The sequence below is a fragment of the Acinetobacter sp. NIPH1876 genome, from assembly GCF_022808535.1.
Lineage (GTDB): Bacteria > Pseudomonadota > Gammaproteobacteria > Pseudomonadales > Moraxellaceae > Acinetobacter > Acinetobacter higginsii.
The window spans coordinates 58,535-81,346 of the sequence record NZ_JALGBR010000004.1; the positions used below are offsets into that span (position 1 = coordinate 58,535).

Here is a 22,812-nt window from a genome sequence, read left to right on the forward strand (position 1 = left end):
GCGTTACGCCAAATTTACGCCACAAAGTTAGCAAAGGTTTTTACATGGCATCATTTAGACAGCGTGGCTCCGCTTGGCGTGCTGTAGAGCTACTGGAGTTTATGATTGGTCTTGATAAGGAAAAGGTATTTAACATTAATCATGGAAGCTTTGACACATTATGGAGAAAGCTACGCGATCGATGTGAAATAGAGGACCTACATTTTCACGATTCACGACATGAGGCATGTACTAGGCTTGCACGTAAACTTGAGGTTCTAGACTTGGCAAGAATGATTGGTCATAAAGATTTACGTAGCCTTATGATTTATTACAATGCAACAGCATCAGAAATTGCAAATAGACTTGATTAATCGACAAGTATGTAAACCGTCTGTTTACGCATCTAACCCAGAACACCAAATGTTTTAAGTACGCATCTAACCCACGCCACAAGATTCGGAAACTAATAGCCCTCTTAATTAGAGGACTTTCACAATCGCACCATGCTTCGCCTGACATTCATTGTATTTAATTACGACATCAATGGCCCATAACATTAAAACACTACCCTGCCCCGATTCTAACTGTTGTAGATCAGGACAAGGTGTAAGTAAATTAGCTGGTATTTTGGGGGATGAGGCTGTTGAGCTGGCGCACCCCATCATCGTCAATGCAGACGTTGCGATAAACAGGCCGATCAATGATTTTTTGAACTTCTTTAATAACGACTTCATTTTTCACCCGCTGTTCTGATTTAAGTTTTTCATAGTCAGAGCTGGCTTGGTTTGCCTTGTCTTGTGCTTTGACTAACTCTTTCTGCTGATCATCTTTAAGCTTTTGAATCTTTTGCTGACATTGGGTTTCAGCCTTCTTGAGTTCACCACCCAAATGATTGGTATAAGCCAACTGCCCCAAGCAGATAAAAGAAAGGACCGCAATTGCGATCCAGTATTTGTATTTCCAGATGAGGGATAGATTCACTTACCACCCCACTTCTTATAAGCATTAGCCAGCTTCATATCATATTGATTTTTTGCATATGCTGGGCCGTTATAACCACGTGCAAAGGCTTTCCAATCTTTGTTTTGCAAAGCTTTGACTAAATTATTCACCTTGATATAACGGCACATTGCATCAAGCTGTGAGGCTTCATCTCGATACATTGCATTGATGAAATTCTGTAAATTTGGATATCCTAATGACTTCCAGTGATAGCCCATCACCTGACCTAATCCCCAAGATGCTGATTCAAGAGCAGAATCTCGATGATATTGAGTAGCAGCATTTAAACGCCCATGTTGAGCAGAATATAAACCATATCCACCAGCAGTCTTATTGCATAGATCTGGTCGCTCACTCATGGCCTTTTCAGCAGCTTGCGCTTTGTCATTTGCAATTAAACGCTGACGAAAAACATGACGTTCAAAAAGGATAACTGGCGTTTGGTCACTATTGAAGCCACTACCCTTACACTCAACCTCAATCACTGCTCGAAGTGCTGCTACTGAGATACCCAATGATGCAGCTTGTTTTTCAATTTGTTCAGTTGTTAATTCCTTAGACACTACTTTTCTCCAGACAAAATAAAACCGCCAAGAAAGGCGGCATTCAACTTATTTAGACTATTCATCTTTTACTTGCTTTAATTCTTTCACGACCTCAACAATGGTTTTACCCTCTTGCCGATTTATGAAGTTAAAAGTCCAACGTACAATTGCCCACCCGGGTAAACCACAGACGAAAAAAAAGCCCCCAAGGGCGATCATTCCCCAAATGTCTGTTACCCATTCATGTAGACCCCAGCGAACAATAATGAATGAGCCACCTGCAAGGCTAGAGACGACTGTACAAATCAGGCCAACTGCCCACTCCTGTGGTGAGCGTGGAAAGCGCATCATGATGACAACTGTTGCTACGGCTGCAATCGCCAAAGTTACAGCAATTGCAGCCCCATAGAATTTTAAAAAGGCAGTCAAGCTGCCTGTCGAAACTGGTTCCATTGGTTTTCCTAAATTTTAGACATAAAAAAACCACCCAAACGGTGGTTTTTATATTTAGTATTTTATTACATGAATGCTAATTTCTTTATTTCATCAAAAACCTCTGGCGTCTCCCCTCCGTGCCCAGATTCATGATCATAAATTAATGCATAGTTATGGTATTTTTGGTCATACCCGCTCAATTTTCGACTAATTTTAGACCAAAATGGCTTAAAATGGTTTTCATAGTGATCTGTATCTTGGGTGTTTTGAACATAAATAACTTTTGATTTTCCAAGATTTTTAGGATTAATAATAGTGTCATCTTTGTATGAGTTCACATCAAAAATATTTTCAAACTTCGCAACAGCATTCTTATCAATAAACTTTGATATTTCAACCTGTGGATTAATTGCTACAGCTGTTACTCCATTTATTTTTTCTGCAAATTTCATTGCCGCAAATCCACCAGCACTACTACCATACAAAACAACATCTTTATTTTTGATACCAAGATCAGCAATAACTTTATTGATAATCTCAACATAAGTGTCGTTTAACTTATTTTCAGTAGTACCTCTATACCAACCAATAGTATAATTATCAGCCATATTTAAACTAATATCATAAAGATATAAGCAATTACAGTCCAAATCTTTATGATATGAGATGCGGTTGAAGTATGGATAATGTTTTTTCTGCGCATCAAGTGCTAATGCCGCATTTAGAAAAACCACTAATTTTCTAGAGTCTTTTTTAATGAAATTTACTGGTATATCTCCACATTTGGTTTGAATATCTGCATTTAAATCAACAGATAAATCCAAATCACTGAGTGTGATTTTTTTACGTGGAAAACTAATTGTATCAGCATTAACAACAGTAACTTCTGCGGTTTTCATGTTTTTAAAAAAGCACTGAAATTGAAGGTTCCCATAAAAACCCTCAGTGTTAATCGAAAATTGATTATCTGAAGTATACATTTTCTTTTCAATACGCTCGCCATCCTTATAAACATAAAATGCATATGTAAAAGGAATACCTTGCAATTTTGCTGTTGAGGTAACTTTCACTTGATTGTTTTCAACTGTTTGCGTAATACAGAACATTACTAACCCTATAAGTTATTAAAAATTAGATAAGCGTGAGATATAGACTAGGTTCTCTTTGTCTGCACTGTAAATCAAAGCACTTTTAAGCACAACAACACCTAAGCTAATGGATATGATTTCTGACCAGTGAACTGCTCCATTATTCAATTCAATACCAATCTTATCACCTGGTTTAGCATCACCAAATCCTGACACACTCCAACCATTAATATTAACTGTTAATGCTGAAAGATCAGCATTAGATGATAAAAATGTTGTGGTACTAAATGAACAAATATATTGCTCTGACCCATCATACTTTTGAAATATTGTTCCAATTGGAGCAATAACAGCTGTTGGCTTTTGATAAATTAAGGAAAAAAATGAATTATTACTAAAACTATCACTAACATGTCGTAATTTTGAGTCACTAAAATTAACCCTCTTTGCAACAATAGATTTTGCTTTAGATTTAGATATGTCACCTGCGGACAGGATTCTTAGGTCAATATAAGCAATATCAATTACATTCTTCTTAAGAAAACAAAGTCTTTGTACTCCAGATGTATTAAAGGAGCCTTCTAATCGTCCTTTTTGCGAAGTTAGTTTAAAGTTTCCAGAATCAAAGCTAACAGAACTTAAATCGATTAAATTACCATACTTATCAAAGCAATCAACGGTAGCAATATATGTGCTAATAGTCATATCTAAATTTTCTGAGTAAATTAGCAGGTAATCACCTTTCAGGAATGCAATCTTATTAACTTCAGATAATAATCTTGCTCCTGATGCATTGGATTTAAGGGCTACTTTCGAAGGAGTTCTATAATTATAATTACCAAACTTACCATCAAACTGAATTTCTTCATCAGATGAAATACTTAGAACTGTTTCAACATTTGCATTTTGATCAAATGTGGTTCTAAACATATTCATTTGACCAAAATCTTTGTAGTTGAATGTCCAAAAATTTGCAGTAGAACCGTAAAATTTTTTTTCGAACAGATTGGAATCTGTTCTTGGACCACAATAAATATCATATTCTGCACCTTCAAAACGAATATCTTTAAATTTATTCCTTCCACCATCTTCTAAATATATTTTGGATTTCCCCTCAAAACTCCCACCATTAATTATATTCGCATTATGGTTGTAGTTCCCACGCATAAAAAAACCGATACAGCGATTTAGATTGATCGTATTTTCATTAAACCATTGAATTCGAGATCCTGCTCCATCATCACTACCACCATTTTGAAATCGTGGATCTGTATCAACTACTATTTTGATTGAATAACCAATATCAAATGTTGAATATGCTTGCGATGCATCATTTGGATAAGTAGCAGGATCAGTAGATTGGTAAAATAATATGTATTGTGAGAATCGAATTTTAATGTATTGATCTTTAGCACCAATACACACGATTGTTGGATTAATTATTTTTTCAACATCATATTGATAATTTAAATTTCTAACAGAGCCAATCAGTTGATCAGGGTTTTCCACGCCATTACCTGCACTACCACCAATTATAAGTTTAGCTGTTTCTAAGCAAATAATATCAAGTGTTGATATATCACAAGCTATGTTGCGTAAATTAACATCTGATGAAATACGTATTTTTCCATAGAATGCGACTAGTTTTTTATTTTTAATTTTTGCTGCATAAACAGCCTTTAAAAATCCTACAGTTTCATCTGTTCCATTCAATCGACAATAGTCATGCAGACTAATTGAATCGTTATTTTTGTCGCGCTGGGTACGACCATGTTCAGTGATAATTAGATTGTCTACCCAACCAGCCTCCCCCGCGCCAGCTGCAAGAGCAGTGTCAATAGCATCCTGTAGAGGCTGCATTAATTGCTCTGCACTACTCTCGAGCGCATCATTTAAGCTTTTAAACTGATCCTCGATATCTCCACTATACCAACTACCGATTTTTGCAACATCCTTCTGTACAACACCGCGCTTATCTTTAACAACAAAACGATAGGTGCCATTTAAGTAAATATCTGCTTCACCTGCAGCATCTAAGATAATCGGGTTTGTATTTGGAGAGAAACCGTAAGGATCCTGATATGTAAGTTTTGGTGTTGTTGAATTGGCTTCATACGTCCAAATCTCACCACCCGATAACGGCTTTTGACCACACTTTGTGAACTCTCGATAGCGTACATTTGGCACAGGTGTCACGGCGATTGGTTTTGGTAATTCAATAGGCATTTTTTGACCTGCAATAAAAAAGCCACCATTGCGGTGGCATACTAGAGGTGAGGGTTTAATTTGATGATTAATATGAAGAACTTTGCCTTATTAACTGCATTAATATTTTTAACTGGATGCAATCAACAAAATAGCAAGCCGACTTATAGTGAAACTGGGTTGCCAAAAAATTGCAGAGCTATAGTTCAAGCAAGCATTGATTCTTGGAAAAAAGGAGAATATCCAGTCAACCAGATCATGGACTCATTAGAGCGAAACTGTGGTGCTAATGGTCATTCATGGGATGAGTGACTAGTCAGATATATTGGCACCACCAAGAAGGCCGGCCTTTGTTAGCTTGTCTATTAGCGATAGCTTAGCTTGTGTTGCAGGTTGTGTTGTCACTTGGCCCGCTGGCAGATTAGTCTGCATCATTCTCCCAACCTGTATACCATCTTTGATATCTTTAACTGGTGACAACAACACACGCATACCAGGTTTATCAACCATTCCGCCCAGGTAATTCATAACAGCCGAAGCGGTATTAGAATTGTTGACGTATGAATGCGCTGGCTGAGTAACGAGGTAATGCCCAGCCTTACCAATATCTTGAATATGCTGAAGCTCTTTGGTATCAAACATGGTTGATAGGCGGCGTGATCCGATTGAATCAAGCGCACGTTTCATACCAGCTGGACTAAACTGCCCGTTCTGATTTACAGCCTTGCTTGATATGTACTCGATTACTTGTTGCTTGATGTCGTTAACAGCTTGAGGGTTTACATTGTTGAGTAAATCAACTGTTTTACCCAATTCAGCAACATTTCCGTTCAATACGTGCTTGTTAAAAAGCTTATCTGGCTCAACACCCTTCAACGCATCCTGCAGTAAAGGCATTGATTCGATCTGCTCCACATTAAATTTATGTGCACCTCGGGCAAATTGATACGCTTGTGCAACATCATTACCGTTTGATATTAGATCCTGCATAGCTTGGCTTTGGCGAACATTTAATGCATCTCGCACAATCCCGATTGCATGTGATGCACTTGTAGGCTGACCATTCTGCATGCTTGCTTTAAATTCACGATTTAGTACTTTAATTAGTTCCTCGGACTTACCTAGTGTGAACAAGTCAGGATTATCATTAATATCTTTGATAATCTTCTGAATATTCGCAGGCAAGCTTGATGCTGCATAGTTTTGATCAAGTGCAGTAAATGCATCATTCGCAAAACCACGACCATCGAGGGGAATGTCATTACCGGGTGCAGCACGTGCAGTTGCATACGCCTCTCTCACAAAGTTTTTATTTTGCGCAAGTTGACCATCGATTGAATCAAGTGCATTTTGCATCGCACCGTATTGATCTGTTGCTTTGCCGCCAGTTTTTGCGGATGCATCATCTAGCAAACTTTTGAGCTGAACATTGTCATCGATCAATTTGTTGCGAATTGGATCACCAGCTCCATTAATTTTCGCAAGCTCTGCCTGTTGTCCCCATAGCTTTGCATCACCAGTCAACTGTGCTTTCGTTCCCTTTAAGCCAAGTCGATCAAGTACAGCCTTACGCGCAACAGTTTCTGGATTAAGCTCGTGACCTGATAGCAATATCTTTTTAGCATCATCACGCAAGCCTTTTTGCACTGTACTGGATAAGTCACCAAATGAAATACCATTCTGCCTTAGAACATCATCAAGCTTTTGATCAACGGATTGTAGAATCCTATTTGTTTGCTCTGTTGAAAATCGACTAGCTTGCGATTTTAATGCATTGGCACCCTTATTTAATCCTTGGCCAATTTTTTCACCAATGACTGCACCAGCAGCACCACCAATACCACCCAGCACTGTGTTAGTCATGCGCTTATCTGCATTTTCAGCAAATCCAGATCCACCAATAGCGGCACCAACAGCAGCATTCTGAGCTGTTACACCCATGCTGGCTTTTGACAAGACTTTTGTGCCATTATAACCACGACCAAGCACGGCCATTGGTGCTGTAGCTGCAATCTGACCACCAAGTCGAGTCCAGTCAAAATCTTGATTATTGGCTTCACGGCGCAAATTATGCCAATCTTCGATATCTTTACGCTCACGTGTAAATCGCTCATAGTTATCCGTGCTTAACTTTGAACCGGTAACCTTATTAATCCCCTTACTCATACCATCACCGACATATTCAGCCCCCTGAGCAATACCAGCACCAAGATCAGAAAATCCCAGTAGTCCAGACTCCCACGCCTGTGATTTGCCAGCATCTTTAGCTTGTCGCAGCATTTCACGCTTACCATCACCATTTGGATCGTAAACTACTCGCTCAATATTTAGGCCAAGTCCTGCGGCAATTTCTCGATTAGATAACCCAGCATCATTTGCCTTTCTAATGCTTTTCACATAATTTTGATCATCAAGCATTTTGTTGAAAATTTTAATATCCGGTGTACCAGCCTGACGCTCTTTTGCAATGAATGCCTGTGTTTGTTCACCCGCCATTTTTACCACCTGTTAATTCAGCCCAACTTTTTGTAGGTAATCGACTATCTACAACGGGATTGCTTTTCTGCCCTGTTAATTCAGCCCAATTCAGTGCCTGTGGCCTATTGTCTTGAGTTAGCATTGGAGCACCAATAGACGAAAACTTACCAACGTAGTTATCTCGATATGACTTTGGGTGAACTAAGTCACTACCAGCATCAAAGCCACCTAAAAATGACGCACCATACTTTCCAGCAAGATTTTGCAAGTTACTGTTCATCGCTGCGCCATTTTGATTGAACTTGTTGTATTGATTTGCCACACCCATGAGCTGCACGTTTGCACCTGCATTTTTTAACAATGAGAGCTGCTGCTCAATGCTTCTAGTATCATTGACGTTATTGCTATACCCGCTTGATAACACAATGTTTTGACCACGCAATGCATTGGGGTTTTGCTTTAACGCTTTCTGTATCTGATTTAAAACAGCAATTGGACTAGCTCCATCCAATGTCTCACCAGCAGATTTGTTTTGCTGACGATATCCATTTGCAATGCTGTCGCCAAAGAACATTGCTGCACTACCGCTCTTTGGTGTTGTATTACCATTTTTGTTGCCAGTTAAGTCAGCCCAGTTTCGGGTGGGCACCCTATTACTTGCAGCATTGTCTTGCTGCCTGGTTAGATCAGACCACCTTTGCACTGGTATTCGGAAATCCACTGGTCTCGCATCACCATTTACACCAAGCTGTTTATTAATCCAATCTTGAGAACGTCTAGGCTGGGCGTATGGGGAGCTTGGTAGTGATGCCCATGTACCACCAAGCTTACTAATCGCTTTTTGATAGTTACCATTTATCGCATCTTGAAGCGCGCCACGTTGCGCAATCAATGCAATTGCTCCAAGATCTTGCGATTGTGGCGAGAAATCTCGAAACCCATATTGACGCGCTAAACCATCCCACGTTCCTTTAATAAACTGATAGCGCCCCGCTGCGGTTGTGTAGTTAGTTTGTCCATCAGTCTGTCTAAATGACTTGCGTATGTTTGGGTGTGCAGACAAATCACCAAAACGCTGATTACCAAACATAGTGTTATAGCCATGCTTAACACCTTCTGCACTCGCAATAACATCAAGTAAACGGCGCACATTTGGGTTGTTATAAGCTTGTTGAAGTTGTGCTAAATTTGCCATATATCACCCATGAATAGGCTTATATATTCCTATTGGAAAAAAGATTGAACATGTGCTGCATCCACAGTTTTTTGTTGCTGTCCTGCTGATGACATTGATTTATATTTACTGTTTAGCTCGCGAATGGTTTGTAACGCAGCCATTCGAGTTTCTATTGGAATGGTTGGATCGCTGAGGTTACCCGCCATCTCCTTATACATTGCGACATCTTTGTCAGATTGTGGTCCAGACATTTTCGGCATAAGTGAAACAAGTTGTCCAGATAACGTTTTAAGTTGTGCTGTTGCTTTAGATCCACCAGTTGAATAACCAAAAGCATTACCCATTAAATCCACGCCAGTACCAAGATAGCTATTTGTGGCGTTTGGTAATATCTTCTCAATTTCTGGCAAAATTGCATCCACTCGATCAATACGCATTGTTTCTTCACGCTGATCGTTTTGGATTTTTGCAGAATTAGGGCTAGCACTTGATATGTGTTGTCCATTAGCATCTAGCGCAGGCCGATATGTACCATCCTTATAGACAACATAAGCCTTCCCGCCAAACTCTTTAACCTCACCTTGCCTGTTTTTAATCTCGTCTTGCTGACGTTGATATTCAAGTTTTGTATCAAACTGATGCTGATCTTGTTGGAGTCTGCTTTGTCCAAGATCATAATTTTTATCAGTGCTGTAAATAGATGCTTGTGTTGTTCGCTGATTGTTAATATCAGATTGAGCGTTATCAGCAGCATTATTAGCAGTTTGATAAAAATAAGAAGATGGGTCCTTTGCGCCACTTAGAACAACACCCTGACCCCATTGCTTAATATCATTAGGCGTCATTAAATTTAGTTTTGAAGAAAAGTTTGTATAATCATCATCACTAATCATGCCGGTACGACGTAAACCATCTAGACCTAAAAGTACCTGTGTTTTATCCCCAGTCATTGCTCCCTGCGTAATAGCACCGTTAATAGCACCGAGACGCTTTTGGGAATTATCAACACCAAAGCCAGCTCCCTGCTGATTGTTTTTGTATGCCTCACTCGATGTTTTAGCAATATCTGCTTCAGCTTTCATTTGATCTTGTAATGCTTTGTTTTATACACCTTCAACTTATGGCCTTGAGTCATTAAGGCTGACTGGCCCTGCAACTGGCGCGGCGATCATCACGCTGGATGACTTTATTCTAAATGTTGATTTCGACTATATAACCGTACTTGATAGCTATGGTCCTCATGGTACTGAGTTCACTAATGTTGAAGTTTCAGAACTAAAAGAAATCAAGATCAAAACTCTTGATGGTACAGAGTTCAGCGACTTCACAAATGCAAGCGACCACCAGCAAATCAACGCAATGATCGTTGGTTATATCTTGCAGCATCATTTAGTGGAGGATGTGTAAATGTTCGCTAAATACCAAAAACGCGATGACAACGGCAATCATGTTGTTTTAGTCGGAACAAAATTCCCTGTGACCTATGTGATGGATGATAGTCATCGAATCTTTAAACGCACTCGTAACAATGACTTGGTTCTTGTGAATGCTGCTGAGCATGCAAAAAAACCATGGCTTCGACCAAGTATGGTTCGTGAAATCTTGGATCAGGCTGCTTTTAGTTTGCATCGTGCTAATGCAAAACAACGTCAACATAATCGCTGGGCTTAAGGGGAACTTATCATGGCTATTAATATTATTTCTCCAACTCAACCTATCACTGTAAATGCAATCAAGGTTTATTTTTACGGTGATCCTGGTATGTATAAAACCACCCTTGGTATGACTGCAAATAAGGCCCTGATTATCGATGCTGATAAAGGTGCTTACCGTACTGGTGTTAACCGACGTGCTGACGTTGTTGTGGCTGAATGTTGGAATGATATTGTAAATATCTCTCCTGATGATCTTGAACCATATCAAACCGTGGTTTTTGACACCATTGTATTAATGTCTGAACTTTTTGAAGCATTTATTGAAAGTAATGAAGAGGAAGCAGCGGAAAACTGTTGGGAAAAACCTAATATTTTATTTAAGGATTCTGAGGTTGCTGATGGGTATTGGGGCATCGGATTTGAAGCTGAGCCAGAGACAACTAGTAGCTATAGATCAGCTAAAACACATACTTTTAGTTTTGAAAATTGCTTAAATCTGAGCCCAGTCTTCATTGATCGAAAGAATAAAGAATTCAAGCTTCATGATGGGTATAAATGCTATGAACTATATGCTGGTAAGGTTCGTGGCAACATTCTTGGTAAAGAGGTAATTAGTCCTTACAGCGAATATGAAAAATTGATCTGCGCCCTCTATTTCGGCGGTGCTTATTTGGTTTGGGATGATTTTGATCCTGAAGATATTTACTACCCGAACGATTATTGAGGTGGCGTGATGGATATTCAGAACTTAGCAAAAGTATCAACCGTTGTTATCAATTCTCTATTAATGCTACTCAAAGACAATCAAGTTGATGTTAATTCTGTAGTAATGCAGTTATCAAATAATGAAAATAAAGCCATTTCACCTGAAGTAAATTTGGGTGAGCTAACACAGCAAACATTAGGTCAACTAAAAGCAGTAAAAGCCAAAGCCACACCACAACATCAAATATACTTTAGCCATGATTTTAACGGCGATGGCTTTAAATACCACAACACCCTAGACGAAGCCCAAAAAGAGGCATTGGCTAATTTAGAGTGGTATCAAGAGCGAGTCGCAGATGGACATCATGTTAATGAAGATGGCAACTTTAATGAACTTTGTTATGGGGTTGTTATTGAGTCTGCTGGTTACAGTGTTGAAGACATTGTTACTGAAAAACATCACGCAAATGATGAATACACACAATATGAAGTAGGTACAGAAATACTGAGCTTAGGCTTATATAAAGCCATGATTGAAGCTGCGGAGGGAGAATGAGCTCAATGACTAATATTGGAAGTTTAATAGTTGCCCTACCTCCATCCGATATCTGGATGACTGACGAACAAGCAGCAGAATTTCTGAACTACGAAAAGGGTTATTTTAAAGCAGCCATTATTTGCTTAAAGGATTTCCCTAAACCAAAGTTTGTGACAGAGACTATAAAAGGTAGAAGATGGAATTTAGCGCAAGTATCAAAATGGTTAAGTGAAAGACCTGATACATTGAAAAAGACACTAGGAAGACCTCGCAAAATTTAGCGGGGTTTTTCTATGTAAAGGTAGAGATTTTTAAGCAGTTACGCCAAATTTACGCCAAACACACTATAAATCATTGATTTTATTAAAAGGTTTGGTGCGCTCAGCGGGACTCGAACCCACGCCACAGGCTTCGGAGACCTGTACTCTATCCAGTTGAGCTATGAGCGCATGCGAGCCACATCATAGGCAAAAAAAGCATATTGGTAAATACATAGCCTTAAACAAAAATGTTTATTGCCTATTAAAACAACGATTTTGGTCTTATAGAATTATCTAATTACTTTTAAACAGTTTAATTTAACAAAAACCGATCTCCTTACGCTTGAATCAAGCCCAACAGACAACGTTCTGTTTTTAACACGCCATAAACCTATTTTTCTACTTGGTTTATTTTTTCATATCGCTCAAAATACCCGTTCTATTTAACAACGTGAGACGTTTATGACTGATGCTTTGGTGTTGAGCGGTTTGTCCAAAACTTATCGTAATGGTTTTCAGGCGTTAAAAGGGATCGACCTTACCGTACCTGAAGGTGAATTCTATGCATTATTAGGACCTAATGGTGCAGGAAAATCGACAACGATTGGTATCATCAGCTCTTTAACCAAAAAAACATCTGGTTCAGTTGAGATTTTTGGGCATAACTTAGATACCCATCCCTCACATGCAAAACAATGTCTTGGCGTTGTTCCTCAAGAATTTAACTTTGGTCAATTCGAAAAAACTTTCGATATTTTAGTGACCCAAGCGGGTTATTACGGCATTCCGAAGAAATTGGCCGAACAACGTGCTGAACATTATTTAGAAAAGCTCGGTTTATGGGAAAAACGTAATATTCAATCGCGTATGCTCTCTGGTGGTATGAAACGCCGTTTGATGATTGCACGTGCGATGATGCATGAACCTAAACTGCTGATCCTCGATGAACCGACAGCTGGCGTTGATATTGAGTTGCGTCGTTCGATGTGGGACTTCCTCACCGAAATGAATGAAAATGGCACATCCATCATTCTCACAACACACTATTTAGAAGAAGCAGAAATGCTGTGCCGTCGCATCGCAATCATTGACCGCGGTGTGATTAAAGAAGATACCTCGATGAAAGGTTTCCTCAATCAGCTGAATGAAGAATCATTCATTTTTGATTTAGCTGAGCCGATCAATGGATTTGATCTCAATATTATTGGTTTTAAATTCAATTTAATTGACCCCGTCACCTTAGAAGTAACGATGGACAAAGCGCATAGCATGAATGATCTGTTCTTGTTATTACAGTCACAGAATATCCAAGTCAGCAGTATGCGGAATAAATCGAATCGCTTGGAAGAATTGTTCGTGAAAATGGTCGAGAAAAATCTTGCAGGAGCGGATCAATGAATTTCAGTCAATTACAAACCGCACTCTGGACTTTAGTGGTTAAAGAAATTCGTCGCTTTATGCGAATTTGGCCACAAACCTTACTTCCACCAGCAATTACCATGAGTTTGTACTTCGTAATTTTTGGCAACTTGGTGGGTTCACGTATTGGTGAAATGGGTGGCTTTAGCTACATGCAGTTTATTGTGCCTGGCTTAATTATGATGGCCGTGATCACCAACAGCTATGCTAACGTTTCCTCAAGCTTCTTTAGTGCCAAATTCCAGAAAAGTATTGAAGAACTGATCATGAGCCCAGTACCCTTACACTTAATCTTATGGGGTTATGTGATTGGTGGTGTTAGCCGTGGTGTATTGGTTGGTTTGATCGTCACGATAATGAGCCTATTCTTTACTCATCTAGAAATTTATAATGTATTTGTGACTATATATACCGTCATCATTACTTCATTATTATTTTCACTGGGCGGTTTTATCAATGCGGTTTATGCCAAGTCCTTCGATGATATTTCAATTATCCCGACTTTCGTATTGACACCACTCACCTATTTAGGTGGTGTGTTCTATGCCATTAGTGCACTCAGCCCATTTTGGCAAAACGTCTCTTTAGTTAATCCAATTGTATATATGGTCAATGCATTCCGTTACGGTATCTTGGGTCATAGCGATGTCAATGTATCTTTCTCTTTAGGCATCGTGACGTTGTGCTGTGTTGTCCTCTATGCAGTTGCCTATCATTTATTAGCTCGTGGTTCAGGAATGCGTGAATGAGTGTTGAACATTCTTTATTGGGTAAAGACACCCAATACCCAACTCAATATCAACCCGATGTTTTATTTCCGATTGCTCGTGCCGAGTCACGTCAGCAATATTTACATGTTGACGGAATTACGCAGGGTAAAGACTGGTGGCATGTTTTTGAAATTTCATGGTTGAACCAACTTGGCTTACCACAAGTTGCGATTGGCCGTTTGACATTACCAGCCCATTCACCCAATTTAATTGAATCAAAGTCGCTTAAACTTTATTTCAACAGCATGAACTTCACCCAATTTGAGTCTCAGCAAGCCTTTATTGAAACCGTTGAAGGTGATTTATCTAATGCTGCGGGTGCTAAAGTCGAGCTGCAACTGTTTCAAGTTGATGATTTAGCGATTTCTAAACCTCAAGGGATCTGTATTGACGATCTCATTCCTGAGCGTTTATCAGAACATCCTGATTCGACTTTGTTGCAGTTAGATACAAGCGCTGAAGATGAGGTTGAAATCGAGTTGTATTCACATTTATTGAGAAGCAATTGTCCAGTGACGGGTCAGCCCGACTGGGGCACTGTTTTTATTCGTTTGCAAGGTAAAAAGCCTTGTTATCGCAGCATTTTAGCTTATATTATCTCGTACCGTCAGCATAATGGTTTCCATGAACAATGTGTTGAGCAAATATTTGCGGATATTTGGCAACTGTTAAAACCAGAAAAACTGATGGTCTATGCAACTTATACTCGCCGTGGGGGCTTGGATATTAACCCATGCCGAGTATCAGATTTGTCATGGATGCCCGAGCCAATTCGCTTGGTACGACAATAAAACGAATAAATTTGATATAGAGGACGTTCTTCAATGACCAGTTATTTCGGGATTCTTCCGTCAGCAAGTTTGAGTCAGGACATTCAACTTGCACAAGCCAACCGTGACAGTAAAGAGCCTCAATACCCTTTACGCGACAAAATTTCTCTACAGCTAACTGATGAGTTAATTGACACTATGTTGGTTCACTTGGTTCAACAATTTCCACCAAGTGACAAACGTGATACGACTGAAGGTCTTGCGATTAAAATTCGCGGCATTGTTGAAACCTTGATGAAGCAGCTCCTAGGCAAAGCTTCAAATGAACAAGTGCTTGAATCATTAGCATTCATGGAAAAGAGCTTGTTTATTGATAATGAGGGTAAACAACGTATCGGTACGGTATTACCAGACAATCTTGTCAACGACATGAAAAAAAGCTTTGCAGAAGTTGCTGCTGGAAACGGTAAAGAGCAACGTGATGCTTTAACAAAGCAGTTTAAATCTTTTGCTGATGCCCTCATCCATCACTTTATGACTGAATTCAACAAAACTCTTGGTCTAGGTATGGTGAAACGTGGCGTTGCCAGCGTTGCGACCAGCGGCGTAGAAACTGCTGTTCATATCGTGATTAAAAAACTGATTCCGAGCTTAAGCCAAGTGGAACTTGAAGTCTTTACCAAGCACTTCGACCAACTTTTGGTACAAAAATAAGCCTAGAATGCTGAGAAAGCGACGATTGCCAAATCGTCGCTTTTTTTATGCCAAATTAATCTCTTATAAATGTCACAATTTCTAAATTTACATTGTCTAAATCAGCGTTTATGTTAGCATTCGCGAAGCGTTGATTTACCTGATTTAGAATCGCATGTCTCCAAGCCCGCAATACAAATTTTTACGTCAAGCACCTCGTGATGGCTTGAGCACAGCCAATCAGCCTTCTCGTTGGCAACAACTGCATATCGACCCATGGCTTTGTCTATTTCTGATTCTCAATGCCATACTAGGGCTCACGGTCTTATATAGTGCATCTGCACAAGACGTTGGGCTTGTAAGTAAACAAGCCATGAGCTTTGGTATCGGTTTCGTGGTCATGTTTAGTTTGGCTCAGATCCCACCAAAAGTGTATCAAGCATTTTCTCCCTACTTTTATGTATTTGGAGTGCTGTCGCTGCTTGCAGTGGTGATTTTTGGTGAAGTTCGTATGGGTGCTCAGCGTTGGATTGACATCCCCGGCTTTGGTAGCGTGCAACCCAGTGAGTTTATGAAAATTGGTATGCCGATGATGGTAGCGTGGTTCTTGTCACGTAAAGCTCTGCCGCCAAGCTTCTCACAAGTCATTCTGTCTTTATTGCTGATTGTGGTGCCTTTTCTCCTCATTGCTGAACAACCCGACTTAGGCACCTCCTTATTGGTACTCGCCAGTGGGATTTTCGTGCTTTTCCTCAGTGGCTTATCATGGAAATTGATTGCAGGTGCAGCGGGTGTAGCAGGTGTCATTATTCCGATCGCATGGGAATTTTTACTACACGACTATCAGCGCCAACGTGTTTTGACTTTATTTAACCCAGAAGCCGATGCTCTAGGTACAGGTTGGAACATTATTCAGTCTAAAACTGCAATCGGTTCTGGTGGCTTTTCAGGTAAAGGCTTTTTAGAGGGAACTCAATCCCACTTACACTTTTTACCTGAAGGTCATACTGACTTTATTATTGCCGCCTATTCAGAAGAATTTGGCTTGATTGGCGTTACACTGCTGATTCTTCTCTATTGTGCAATTATTTTTAGAACATTCCAGATTGGCTTACAAAGCTTTCATAACTATGGTCGTTTGGTTGCTGGTGCCTTTGGTTTGTCATTTTTTGTTTATGTATTTGTAAATGCAGGCATGGTCAGTGGTATTTTACCTGTAGTAGGTGTGCCTTTGCCGTTCATGAGTTATGGCGGAACTGCAATTATTACCCTTATGTCAACTTTTGGACTGGTTATGTCTATTCATACACATCGATAATGAGGAATTTTATAAACTTATGTTTCTTCCTACTTTGAATAAAACTTTTAAATTTTTAACTTTAAGTGCTGGTTTATTCTTGAGCAGTAATTGGGCACAAGCAAATGAATTTTACAATCACCCTAATTACTTTGCTTTCAAACAAAAGGCAATGACAACCTACGGCTTAAGCAGCGAACAAATCGATGCTGCGATGAGTGGTGCGCGTAATTTACCCAATATTTTGAACATCATGACTCGCCCTGGTGAAAGTAAACCTTGGTATCAATATCGTTCAATGTTTTTAGTTGAAGGTACCATTCAACGTGGTGCACGTTTTAAAAGCCAATATGAAGATGTACTAAATCGTGCTGAACAGCAGTATGGTGTACCTAAATCGGTGATTCTCGGCATTTTAGGTGTAGAAACGGGCTATGGTGCCAATAAAGGCTCTTTCATCACTAGAGACGCCTTAGCAACGCTTGCCTTTGGTTACCCTCGTCGTGCTGACTACTTTAGCGATGAATTGGCTGCATTAATTTCATGGACATATAAAGAAGGCTATCCAACCAACAGTATCATGGGTTCTTATGCAGGTGCGATTGGTTACCCGCAATTCATGCCAAGCAATATTCAAAAATTAGGCGTGGATTACGATGGTAATGGACATATCGATTTAAGAAACTCTGCTGCTGATGCAATTGGTTCAATTGCCAACTATTTAGCTCAACACGGTTGGCAGCGAGATCGTCCAATTGGCTTCCCTGCTCGCTACTTAGGTAACAATCCAGATAGCGTGATTGCTAAAGATTTGACCCAGCCAGTTCCTTATGGTGAATTGAAAAAATTGGGAGTCGCACCAATTGACCCTTTGGTAAAAATTGATGATCTTGATTTAGTCAATGTTATTCAATTACAAGACCAATTTGGTCCAATTTACTATATTACTTATCCAAATTTCCAAGTCATTACGACCTACAACAAGAGTCGCATGTATGCAACTGCTGTATGGTTATTAGGCACCGAAGTAGCTAGCCGATAGGCTAGCTTTTTTACAACATTATGAAAAGTCAATAAATTTTTTATTAAAAAAGTACACTTAATCAGCAAAATTTATAAATTGTTACAATATTGATTATTTTTTAACCAGAAACTGTAAGTTTTTGCCCTTTTTGTAACTATTTATCGTTAAGGACTAGACACACTTCGTAAGTGATGAATATTATCGCCGCAAGATAAAGTAATTGCAAAAGTGAATAATTAGACATGTGCACTATATTTCAAGGTGTTTTTATTGAAATAGAAAAGCATGTTCTCTAGGAGTTTATACAATGCAGTTTTCGCTAAAATATATTATAGCGCTGACGGCAGGCTTAAGTTTAAGCCCGTTACATGCTGAAATGGTACAGTCTTCATCATTAACCAATGATGTTGAAGGTTCTAACTTGGCTGCCCGCGTACTAAGCAAAGATTCTCAAAATTTTAATTCTCGTTTTTCAAACGTTAATAGTCTTTCAATCACTGAGAGTTCAGGTGACAAAGTACGTCGCCAAACGATCGCTGCTAAGATCGATATCCCAGCAGAAGAGCCTTCAGTGATTGAAAAACTGAATACTGTTGCTTCGAACACCGTTCGTAAATTCAGCCAAAATGGCGTTGCATCGTGGTATGGTCGTCAATTCCATGGTCGCAAAACAGCAAGCGGTGAAACATTCGATATGAATGCTATGACTGCTGCTCACCGTAGCCTTCCTTTGAACTGTTATATCCGTGTAACAAACAAAGACAATGGCAAAAGTGTTGTTGTAAAAGTTAACGATCGTGGTCCATTCCATGGTAACCGTGTATTAGATTTATCTTATGGCGCTGCAAAGCAACTTGGTATGTCTAGTTCAGGTACGGGCAATGTGAGCATTGAACGTGTTGATGGTCCTAATTCTTAATCATTAAGACCATTACTAAAAAGCCGCTTATTGCGGCTTTTTTATTTTTATCTATTACATTTGTTAATGCTTTACGCCTTATCCTATTCTTCGGTATATTGAATAAATAAAAATGAATACTGCAAGGAGCGCGCTGTGAAATCGATTGACGAATGGTTTGATGAATATAGTGACAGTCACCAAAACCAAACCAACAAAAAAATCCACTGGGTCTGTGTTCCTGCCATTCTATTTTCGATCATTGGTATTCTGGCGCACTTTAGCACCTTACTCACCGCCCTATTGCTGGTTTTAACTTTGGTGTTTTACGCACGTCTGGATGTCGTACTTGCAATAGCAATGGCTGCTTTATTAGCCGTCATGGCGTGGCTAATTGTGATCCTACCTGTGGGAGTTGGATTCTATATCGGTGTTTTTGTGATTGCGTGGATCGGACAATTTTATGGGCATAAAGTTGAGGGCAAGAAGCCTTCATTCTTTAAAGATTTACAATTCCTTCTGATTGGCCCTGTGTGGTGCATGGACGCTTATTTAGCTAAAGTCCTACCTAAATGGAAAATTCGTCAAAAATCAGCGCTTACAAGCTAATTTAGCGCACATCTTGCAAGCAACCAGCCAAGGGAAACTGTTATTGATAGATTTTCCCTTGGTATTTCAACCAACCATCGATGTGTTTTCCACGTGGATCATGATGGGTCCAATGAATGACACCACCTTTTTGGCTATATTCATATTCACCAAAAAACTCAACTGTATCGCCTTTTTTCAGCCCTTCGATTCTTGGGGCTAAATCAATGTTGTGTGCGATCAATACGGTTAAACCATTCTCCAGTTTAAGAATCATTTTCTGATGTCTTGAACCTTCATTGTCATCTGGCAAAATCGCTTTCACAACACCTTGTGCTTGGACCTGTACATTACTTCGTTGATGCTGATAGGCTTGCATGATCTTGTTTTGATCATCGACCGCTACAGCACTACTCGTACTTGGTATAGAGGAAGAATTACTGGTATTTTGTTTTTGCTTAAAATCAAGACCGAAATAAGCTGCAATCAACACAATGATCGCAATAATGATCAGATTATTTTTTTGAGTTTTCATATTTACCTTTTATCAGACGCAAAATAGCAAAATGCCAATCGAATTGATTGGCATTTTGATCATACAACGTCTATCACATTTAGAATAGTCGATTCATACCATTCAAAGCCGCAACACGATAGGCTTCAGCCATGGTTGGATAGTTGAATGTCGTTTCTACGAAATACTTCAAGGTATTGTTTGGACTGTGCATCACCACTTGACCAATGTGAATAATCTCTGCTGCATTGTTACCAAAACAGTGAATACCCAAGACCTCTAAAGTATCACGATTGAACAGAATCTTTAATTCACCGACGGTATCACCAGTAATCTGTGCACGTGCCAAATGACGGAAAGAAGCCTGACCAACTTCGTAAGGCACTTTCTCTTCAGTCAGTTCTTGTTCAGTCTTACCAATTGAAGAAATCTCTGGAATGGTATAAATACCTGTTGGTACATCACGGATTGGCTTCACATTCTTTTCGCCTACCATGTTTGCACCTGCGCAACGACCTTGGTCATACGCAGCGGAAGCAAGTGAAGGCCAACCAATCACATCACCTGCAGCATAAATATTTTCAGCTTCAGTTTGATATTGATCATTGACCATGAGCTGACCGCGACCATTCGGTACCAAGCCCACATTTTCCAAGCCTAGACCATCGGTATTACCTGAACGGCCATTACACCATAAGATCGCATCTGCCTTGATCTTCTTACCGCTGAGTAAATGTAAGACCACATGATCATCAAAAGTTTCTAAACGATCAATTTGCTCATTATGACGAATCAATACCCCTTGTTCACGTAAGTGATATGACAATGCATCGGCAATTTCATCATCAAGGTAGCTTAAAAGCTTTTGCTGGGTGTTGATCAAATCAACTTTATGATCGAGTCCGATAAAAATAGAAGCGTATTCACAACCAATTACGCCCGCACCATAAATGATGATCTTTTGGATTGAATAATCAAGGTCAAGAATCTTGTCCGAATCAAATACGCGCGGATGATTGAAATCTAAACCTTTTGGTTGGTATGGACGGCTACCCGTTGCAATCACGATTTGCTTGCAAATAATGGTATCTTTAATGCCATCCTGACCAAAAATCAGTACGGTGTTTTTATCTTGGATATACGCACGACCGTGGAAAACTTCGATTTTATTGCGATCATAAAAACGTGTATGCGTATCAACCTGCTGTTGAATGACTTTATGCGCATTACGTAGTACCTGTTTCATGGTGAATTGTTTCCACTCACCTACTTTTTGAAACATTGGGTCACGTTGATAACGAATAATACTTGAAACTGTTTGACGTAAAGCTTTACTTGGAATTGTGCCTACGTGTGCGCAGTTACCACCGAGTTGATCACGAACATCAACGATTGCAACACGCTTACCTGCTTTTGCAAGCTTCATTGCCGCGCCTTCGCCAGCTGGGCCAGAACCGAGAATTACTGCATCATATTTGACAATATTCCCACCAACGACCTCTTTCTTACGTGGCATTCAAAGCTCCTTTGTCTCTTAACCGTTTTGCTATATATATGATAACCAATATGCAGCCAGATGATGTATTTCACAACTATATATTTTTATATATTTACATTTTCAAAATGAATACCACTTTTCATGCTTTATTACGGTAAATTTGACTATAATAACGGGATATCTCAAGTCAAAGGCTGTAGAAATTATATGTCTGAACACCGTAAACCTGAACAGGGTATAAAACTTCGTGGCGCGGAAAAAGTCGCGAGAATTCCTGTAAAAGTTATCCCTACGGTTGAAGTACCTCGCAAACCTGACTGGATTCGAGTCAAGATGACCGCTCCAGAAGAAGTTCAGCGTATCAAAACAACCTTGCGCTCGCAAAAACTGCATACCGTATGTGAAGAAGCGGCTTGCCCCAACCTACCAGAATGTTTCGGTGGTGGTACAGCAACCTTCATGATCATGGGTGATATCTGTACACGTCGCTGTCCATTCTGTGACGTTGCACATGGTCGCCCAAATGCTCTAGATCCAGATGAACCACGCCACATGGCAGAAACCATTTCCAATCTCGGCCTCAAATATGCCGTGATTACCTCGGTTGACCGTGACGACCTTTTGGATGGTGGTGCGCAACACTTCGTTGATTGTATCAAAGAAGCCCGTGCATTAAGCCCAAAAACCTTATTGGAAATTCTAGTACCTGACTTCCGTGGTCGTATGGATATTGCCTTACGCATCATGACTGAATGTCCGCCAGATGTATTCAACCACAACATTGAAACTGTGCCACGTTTGTATAAAGCGATGCGTCCAGGTTCTGATTATCAGCACTCTTTAACGCTGTTAAAAATGTTTAAAGAATACTGCCCTGATGTACCAACCAAATGTGGTTTGATGGTCGGCATCGGTGAAACTGAAGAAGAAGTGATTGCCCTGCTCGATGACCTTAGAGCACATGATGTTGACTACATTACCATTGGTCAATATCTACAGCCATCTAAGCAACATGCGCCGATTGACCGCTTTGTAACGCCAGATGAATTCGAGCGTTATGCTGAGCATGGTCGTAAACTTGGCTTTAGAAATATCTGGTCTGCGCCAATGGTTCGCTCAAGCTACTTTGCTGATCGCCAATACCATGGTGAACCTGTTCCAGTGGTACGCCGTAAAGTCGATCCTGCCAAGAAAATTGCAGTTCAGGCGATTGAAGCTTAACTTTTTAGTTGGCAATAAAAAAACACCACAATTGTGGTGTTTTTTTTATG

25 protein-coding genes, 1 tRNA gene and 1 pseudogene are annotated in these 22,812 nt (G+C 39.7%); 16 read left to right on the plus strand and 11 right to left on the minus strand.

The window, feature by feature from the left end; translation table 11 throughout:
* Positions 1-77: 77 nt before the first annotated feature.
* A pseudogene (locus MN869_RS05500) lies at positions 78-353 on the plus strand (tyrosine-type recombinase/integrase); the annotation flags it as partial.
* Between the two features lie 244 nt (positions 354-597).
* Here the strand turns inward: MN869_RS05500 and MN869_RS05510 are convergent.
* The 5 genes from MN869_RS05510 to MN869_RS05530 form a co-directional block, all read right to left on the minus strand.
* Positions 598-963: a hypothetical protein gene (locus tag MN869_RS05510; protein ID WP_243306911.1), complete on the minus strand. Its 366-nt coding sequence runs from the start codon at positions 961-963 to the stop codon at positions 598-600.
* On the minus strand, positions 960-1,547 hold the full coding sequence (locus MN869_RS05515) for an N-acetylmuramidase family protein (RefSeq protein ID WP_243306913.1): 588 nt from the start codon (positions 1,545-1,547) through the stop codon (positions 960-962). Before MN869_RS05515 ends, MN869_RS05510 begins: the two co-directional genes overlap by 4 nt.
* A gap of 57 nt (positions 1,548-1,604) precedes the next feature.
* Entirely contained in the window at positions 1,605-1,982 is a 378-nt protein-coding gene (locus MN869_RS05520) for a hypothetical protein (RefSeq protein WP_243306915.1), read from the minus strand.
* 65 nt (positions 1,983-2,047) lie between these two features.
* Positions 2,048-3,070 (minus strand): YqiA/YcfP family alpha/beta fold hydrolase, encoded by a 1,023-nt coding sequence (locus MN869_RS05525; protein ID WP_243306918.1) that lies wholly within the window; start codon positions 3,068-3,070, stop codon positions 2,048-2,050.
* Between the two features lie 18 nt (positions 3,071-3,088).
* Entirely contained in the window at positions 3,089-5,278 is a 2,190-nt protein-coding gene (locus MN869_RS05530; protein WP_243306920.1) for a hypothetical protein, read from the minus strand.
* A 63-nt stretch (positions 5,279-5,341) separates the two neighbouring features.
* On the opposite strand from MN869_RS05530, the gene MN869_RS05535 reads away from it, so the two are divergent.
* A complete protein-coding gene (locus MN869_RS05535) occupies positions 5,342-5,569 on the plus strand; it encodes a kynureninase (RefSeq protein ID WP_243306923.1) in 228 nt (75 codons plus the stop codon).
* Here the strand turns inward: MN869_RS05535 and MN869_RS05540 are convergent, their stop codons facing one another.
* The 3 genes from MN869_RS05540 to MN869_RS05550 are packed head-to-tail and all read right to left on the minus strand — an operon-like array spanning position 5,570 to position 9,994.
* Entirely contained in the window at positions 5,570-7,753 is a 2,184-nt protein-coding gene (locus tag MN869_RS05540) for a hypothetical protein (protein ID WP_243306926.1), read from the minus strand.
* A complete protein-coding gene (locus MN869_RS05545) occupies positions 7,743-8,930 on the minus strand; it encodes a glycoside hydrolase family 104 protein (RefSeq protein WP_243306928.1) in 1,188 nt (395 codons plus the stop codon). The genes MN869_RS05540 and MN869_RS05545 overlap by 11 nt, the downstream gene beginning before the upstream one ends.
* Before the next feature lie 29 nt (positions 8,931-8,959).
* Positions 8,960-9,994: a hypothetical protein gene (locus MN869_RS05550; RefSeq protein WP_243306937.1), complete on the minus strand. Its 1,035-nt coding sequence runs from the start codon at positions 9,992-9,994 to the stop codon at positions 8,960-8,962.
* Between the two features lie 16 nt (positions 9,995-10,010).
* Here MN869_RS05550 and MN869_RS05555 point away from each other — a divergent pair, with 16 nt between their 5' ends.
* From MN869_RS05555 to MN869_RS05575, 5 genes are read left to right on the plus strand one after another with little or no spacing between them, the layout of a single operon-like run.
* Positions 10,011-10,319 carry a hypothetical protein gene (locus MN869_RS05555; RefSeq protein ID WP_243306940.1) on the plus strand — a complete coding sequence of 103 codons (309 nt, stop codon included), beginning with the start codon at positions 10,011-10,013 and terminating at the stop codon, positions 10,317-10,319.
* A complete protein-coding gene (locus MN869_RS05560) occupies positions 10,320-10,583 on the plus strand; it encodes a hypothetical protein (RefSeq protein WP_243306944.1) in 264 nt (87 codons plus the stop codon).
* A gap of 12 nt (positions 10,584-10,595) precedes the next feature.
* Positions 10,596-11,291 (plus strand): AAA family ATPase, encoded by a 696-nt coding sequence (locus MN869_RS05565; RefSeq protein WP_243306946.1) that lies wholly within the window; start codon positions 10,596-10,598, stop codon positions 11,289-11,291.
* Positions 11,292-11,300: 9 nt separating this feature from the next.
* On the plus strand, positions 11,301-11,828 hold the full coding sequence (locus MN869_RS05570; RefSeq protein WP_243306948.1) for a hypothetical protein: 528 nt from the start codon (positions 11,301-11,303) through the stop codon (positions 11,826-11,828).
* Positions 11,825-12,091: a hypothetical protein gene (locus MN869_RS05575; RefSeq protein WP_243306958.1), complete on the plus strand. Its 267-nt coding sequence runs from the start codon at positions 11,825-11,827 to the stop codon at positions 12,089-12,091. The genes MN869_RS05570 and MN869_RS05575 overlap by 4 nt, the downstream gene beginning before the upstream one ends.
* 92 nt (positions 12,092-12,183) lie before the next feature.
* On the opposite strand, the gene MN869_RS05580 is transcribed toward MN869_RS05575, so the two are convergent.
* A tRNA-Arg gene (locus MN869_RS05580) sits at positions 12,184-12,259 on the minus strand.
* Positions 12,260-12,532: 273 nt separating this feature from the next.
* Here MN869_RS05580 and MN869_RS05585 point away from each other — a divergent pair.
* The 8 genes from MN869_RS05585 to MN869_RS05620 all read left to right on the plus strand — a co-directional run bounded on the left by MN869_RS05585 (position 12,533) and on the right by MN869_RS05620 (position 19,550).
* Entirely contained in the window at positions 12,533-13,468 is a 936-nt protein-coding gene (locus MN869_RS05585) for an ABC transporter ATP-binding protein (protein ID WP_004654024.1), read from the plus strand.
* A complete protein-coding gene (locus MN869_RS05590; RefSeq protein ID WP_033132988.1) occupies positions 13,465-14,238 on the plus strand; it encodes an ABC transporter permease in 774 nt (257 codons plus the stop codon). The genes MN869_RS05585 and MN869_RS05590 overlap by 4 nt, the downstream gene beginning before the upstream one ends.
* Positions 14,235-15,050 (plus strand): NADPH-dependent 7-cyano-7-deazaguanine reductase QueF, encoded by an 816-nt coding sequence (gene queF / locus MN869_RS05595; protein ID WP_243306969.1) that lies wholly within the window; start codon positions 14,235-14,237, stop codon positions 15,048-15,050. The genes MN869_RS05590 and queF overlap by 4 nt, the downstream gene beginning before the upstream one ends.
* A gap of 33 nt (positions 15,051-15,083) precedes the next feature.
* Positions 15,084-15,743 (plus strand): hypothetical protein, encoded by a 660-nt coding sequence (locus tag MN869_RS05600; protein ID WP_033132990.1) that lies wholly within the window; start codon positions 15,084-15,086, stop codon positions 15,741-15,743.
* A 154-nt stretch (positions 15,744-15,897) separates the two neighbouring features.
* On the plus strand, positions 15,898-17,040 hold the full coding sequence (rodA, locus tag MN869_RS05605; RefSeq protein ID WP_004806385.1) for a rod shape-determining protein RodA: 1,143 nt from the start codon (positions 15,898-15,900) through the stop codon (positions 17,038-17,040).
* Between the two features lie 19 nt (positions 17,041-17,059).
* On the plus strand, positions 17,060-18,061 hold the full coding sequence (gene mltB, locus MN869_RS05610; protein WP_033132991.1) for a lytic murein transglycosylase B: 1,002 nt from the start codon (positions 17,060-17,062) through the stop codon (positions 18,059-18,061).
* Between the two features lie 289 nt (positions 18,062-18,350).
* Entirely contained in the window at positions 18,351-18,962 is a 612-nt protein-coding gene (locus tag MN869_RS05615) for a septal ring lytic transglycosylase RlpA family protein (protein ID WP_004806381.1), read from the plus strand.
* 135 nt (positions 18,963-19,097) lie between these two features.
* Positions 19,098-19,550 carry an Mpo1-like protein gene (locus tag MN869_RS05620; protein ID WP_004806380.1) on the plus strand — a complete coding sequence of 151 codons (453 nt, stop codon included), beginning with the start codon at positions 19,098-19,100 and terminating at the stop codon, positions 19,548-19,550.
* A gap of 40 nt (positions 19,551-19,590) precedes the next feature.
* Here MN869_RS05620 and MN869_RS05625 read toward each other — a convergent pair whose 3' ends face one another.
* Both MN869_RS05625 and sthA read right to left on the minus strand, forming a co-directional pair.
* Entirely contained in the window at positions 19,591-20,064 is a 474-nt protein-coding gene (locus MN869_RS05625) for a DUF3465 domain-containing protein (RefSeq protein WP_004806378.1), read from the minus strand.
* Positions 20,065-20,143: 79 nt separating this feature from the next.
* On the minus strand, positions 20,144-21,559 hold the full coding sequence (gene sthA, locus MN869_RS05630; RefSeq protein ID WP_004806376.1) for a Si-specific NAD(P)(+) transhydrogenase: 1,416 nt from the start codon (positions 21,557-21,559) through the stop codon (positions 20,144-20,146).
* A 189-nt stretch (positions 21,560-21,748) separates the two neighbouring features.
* Between sthA and lipA the strand changes: the two genes are divergently transcribed.
* Entirely contained in the window at positions 21,749-22,762 is a 1,014-nt protein-coding gene (lipA, locus tag MN869_RS05635; protein WP_033132992.1) for a lipoyl synthase, read from the plus strand.
* Positions 22,763-22,812 lie beyond the last annotated feature (50 nt).

Coding starts and splice junctions, on each gene's coding strand:
- MN869_RS05540 (WP_243306926.1), bottom strand. CDS start 7,753: ATGGCGGGTGAACAAACACAGGCATTCATTGCAAAAGAGCGTCAGGCT.
- MN869_RS05525 (WP_243306918.1), bottom strand. CDS start 3,070: ATGTTCTGTATTACGCAAACAGTTGAAAACAATCAAGTGAAAGTTACC.
- MN869_RS05535 (WP_243306923.1), top strand. CDS start 5,342: ATGATTAATATGAAGAACTTTGCCTTATTAACTGCATTAATATTTTTA.
- MN869_RS05600 (WP_033132990.1), top strand. CDS start 15,084: ATGACCAGTTATTTCGGGATTCTTCCGTCAGCAAGTTTGAGTCAGGAC.
- MN869_RS05520 (WP_243306915.1), bottom strand. CDS start 1,982: ATGGAACCAGTTTCGACAGGCAGCTTGACTGCCTTTTTAAAATTCTAT.
- MN869_RS05570 (WP_243306948.1), top strand. CDS start 11,301: ATGGATATTCAGAACTTAGCAAAAGTATCAACCGTTGTTATCAATTCT.
- sthA (WP_004806376.1), bottom strand. CDS start 21,559: ATGCCACGTAAGAAAGAGGTCGTTGGTGGGAATATTGTCAAATATGAT.
- lipA (WP_033132992.1), top strand. CDS start 21,749: ATGTCTGAACACCGTAAACCTGAACAGGGTATAAAACTTCGTGGCGCG.
- MN869_RS05545 (WP_243306928.1), bottom strand. CDS start 8,930: ATGGCAAATTTAGCACAACTTCAACAAGCTTATAACAACCCAAATGTG.
- MN869_RS05615 (WP_004806381.1), top strand. CDS start 18,351: ATGCAGTTTTCGCTAAAATATATTATAGCGCTGACGGCAGGCTTAAGT.
- MN869_RS05565 (WP_243306946.1), top strand. CDS start 10,596: ATGGCTATTAATATTATTTCTCCAACTCAACCTATCACTGTAAATGCA.
- MN869_RS05560 (WP_243306944.1), top strand. CDS start 10,320: ATGTTCGCTAAATACCAAAAACGCGATGACAACGGCAATCATGTTGTT.
- MN869_RS05585 (WP_004654024.1), top strand. CDS start 12,533: ATGACTGATGCTTTGGTGTTGAGCGGTTTGTCCAAAACTTATCGTAAT.
- queF (WP_243306969.1), top strand. CDS start 14,235: ATGAGTGTTGAACATTCTTTATTGGGTAAAGACACCCAATACCCAACT.
- MN869_RS05590 (WP_033132988.1), top strand. CDS start 13,465: ATGAATTTCAGTCAATTACAAACCGCACTCTGGACTTTAGTGGTTAAA.
- MN869_RS05530 (WP_243306920.1), bottom strand. CDS start 5,278: ATGCCTATTGAATTACCAAAACCAATCGCCGTGACACCTGTGCCAAAT.
- MN869_RS05575 (WP_243306958.1), top strand. CDS start 11,825: ATGAGCTCAATGACTAATATTGGAAGTTTAATAGTTGCCCTACCTCCA.
- MN869_RS05550 (WP_243306937.1), bottom strand. CDS start 9,994: ATGAAAGCTGAAGCAGATATTGCTAAAACATCGAGTGAGGCATACAAA.
- mltB (WP_033132991.1), top strand. CDS start 17,060: ATGTTTCTTCCTACTTTGAATAAAACTTTTAAATTTTTAACTTTAAGT.
- rodA (WP_004806385.1), top strand. CDS start 15,898: ATGTCTCCAAGCCCGCAATACAAATTTTTACGTCAAGCACCTCGTGAT.
- MN869_RS05625 (WP_004806378.1), bottom strand. CDS start 20,064: ATGAAAACTCAAAAAAATAATCTGATCATTATTGCGATCATTGTGTTG.